We start from the raw sequence: 2638 nt of genomic DNA on the forward strand, positions 1-2638 counted from the left end.
ATAACGATAGGTAAGGCTTTGATATAATCTCCACCTTTTCCCCCGTTCCACACCGTACGTGAGAGTTTCCCCTCATACGGCGTTCCATCAATAATTACCCCACACAAATTTCACTATTTCCAACCATTATCCTTAGTTGATTGAGGCGTTTATAGTTGATATTGCTGTTTCTCAGTGCCATTAGACATTCTTGCACAACTTCTTCATCCAAGGCATGGATTAGCTTGTGCGCTCCCGATAGTACAATAACCAGGTTCCCATATTCGTCGGTTCCGCCGTTCTTTTTGGGGATTTTCCTGTGAACCTCCAGAGTGGAGGTCGCAAGTTCTGTCCCAGTAATAAAGCATTTACCCTGTTGTCCTACGAATAACGATATTCTGTTATCATTAAACTCTGTGCTTTCTAGTTCAACGGGGTACTCCATTAGATAACGCAATACCAATGTATTAATAGCCTGAAGGGGGTTGTGTAACTTGTTTCGCCCTTCTATCGTATAGTTACATTTTTTTTGGTCAAAATATGGAGGTGGCCTGAACTTGATTAAATGTATGGGAAAAAGCGGTATTCCCATAATAAATTTTGGGCGGCCAGTGTAATGCCCATAGAAACTGGTATAGGATTTGGTTAATTGTCCTCGTTGTGTTGTCATAGGCCTCGTGTTCTTAAGGTTCGCGTTAACTTGAAAGGCAATTTTATCGAAATCTCTGGCTACGTTTGTCGCCACGCAGTAATAGTTATGCAGTCCCAATATACAGGCGTTGAGCTTCTGCATGTTGTCTGCGGTGGGCTGTTTCTGCAGAGTGTCGATACTATTTTTCAGCTTTTTTTTACTCTTCCGAACCGACTTCTCAGTCATTCGGGAGGTCGTAACATACAGCTTCCCTTTCTCCTGAAGCTTAATACGTATTCCGAGGAACTCTGAGTATTGTCTTTTTAGATTAACTATCTTGGATTTCTCTGAACTTATCTCTAAACTCAATCTCTTGTTTAGCCAGTCTTTAACCGCACAGAACAATTTACTAGCACTTTCTCTGGTTCTGCATAACAACTTGAAGTCGTCTGCATATCTCACAATGTATACTTCCTTCAAACCTGTATTTTTGAGAGCTCGTACTTTTTTACTCTTATTTGCATATTGGTGGTTCGTCGGCATACCTTCCCATTGACTGTTTATCCACCAGTCTAATTCATTTAGGACAATATTCGAAAGCAGTGGACTAAGTATACCCCCTTGGGGTGTTCCTTTTGTTGGAATCCCAATCCCTTTAATCTCTGCTTTTAGCATTTTAGAAATAATGCAAAGCAAGTTCTTATCTTGAATTCCGATGCTCCACATCTGTTTCATAAGTTTGGCATGATTTACATTGTCAAAAAAGCCTTTTATATCTATATCGACAACATATTGTAGCTTGGCCTTGTATGCTAAGAAATTTACCCTTGCAATAGCATGGTGTGTTCCCCTATTTGGCCTAAAACCATAACTATGCTCGTAGAACTTTGCCTCACAAATGGGTTCTAAGACCTGTTTAATACATTGCTGTATCAGACGGTCTTCTATAGTCGGTATGCCAAGGGGTCGCATCCTGCCGTCTTCTTTCTCTATCTCCTTCCGTCTTACCGGCTGAGGCGAGTAGTTCTGGAGCCTGTTCTTGACATACTGTAGCAGTCTGCCTGGGTCCGTTCTGCCTGTGTCGATAATTGTGGTGCGGTTGGAGCCTCTGGTTTTGCTACCCTTGTTCTTCTTGATATTTCGATATGCAAGTAAGATGTTCTGGTCACTGGCTATTAATTCCAAGAGGTTGTTGAATTTAGACCCTTGTTTAGAGCGTCGGTAAAGTTCGTCGAACTCGTCTTGGATGTCGTAATACTCATTGTTCCTGAGTTTTTGCCTCTTTTTAAGTTTCTTGGTTGTCATAAGTCGGCTTATCATCCCCTCATGGGAATTTTGCCTCTTTTAGTCATACTCGAACCTTATGCAATAGTTAGTGAATTTTATTGTGATATTATTGACTTGTGGCTATCCCTCCACCATTTATTATCACGGCTTCAAAGGTACTGTGCCACTACTCTCATGTGCATTAAAGCAAGTTATCCCAATGGGTTTCCTTGCTAACGCTTCCTAGGGATTAAGCCCTCCACGTTACACACTTTCCACGTTCCGATAATTCTATCTGTGCATATATCCTTAGGTTTTCTCTCTGGTCCTGTTTGCTTGATACCACCTGTAATGGCATAAGGATTTTCATAGGCAACATTTTTACTCATCCTCACAAACCTTGCACTATAGGCAATTTTTAGCCTTTCGACTAAATCCTCTTCTAGACCCTTACCTTCGAGAATTCGTCATCCATCGTTTTAAGGATGGATATTCTAACCATAGATATTTTATAGACCCCCGACCTATCGTACACTCGACATTTTACTGTTCGCTTTTCCTCAGCTTAACCTGTTAGGGTATATTCTCAGCCGTCTTCACCGAGCTTATGACGTGTTAGGTTCTTAATAACCACGACGCCATTCGGAGTATTAGGGTAGGCACTTCAGGGCGTTACTCCTTCATTTTACCTATTGAATTATCAGTTCTCCCACAACCGAACGGTTGTAGTGCGTAATCTTTTCAATTACGAACGTGTCACAC

2 protein-coding genes are annotated in these 2638 nt (G+C 41.4%); both read right to left on the bottom strand.

All coding sequences use genetic code 11. The annotated features are described in order from the left end of the window. Nucleotides 1-94: 94 nt before the first annotated feature. On the bottom strand, nucleotides 95-1915 hold the full coding sequence (gene ltrA, locus GGQ84_RS15360; RefSeq protein ID WP_429163693.1) for a group II intron reverse transcriptase/maturase: 1821 nt from the start codon (nucleotides 1913-1915) through the stop codon (nucleotides 95-97). A gap of 194 nt (nucleotides 1916-2109) precedes the next feature. Then, nucleotides 2110-2265, bottom strand: coding sequence for a hypothetical protein (locus GGQ84_RS15365; protein ID WP_429163695.1), 156 nt, complete (start codon nucleotides 2263-2265; stop codon nucleotides 2110-2112). Between the last annotated feature and the right edge of the window lie 373 nt (nucleotides 2266-2638).

The sequence above is a fragment of the Desulfitispora alkaliphila genome (assembly GCF_050433185.1).
GTDB lineage: Bacteria > Bacillota > Desulfitisporia > Desulfitisporales > Desulfitisporaceae > Desulfitispora > Desulfitispora alkaliphila.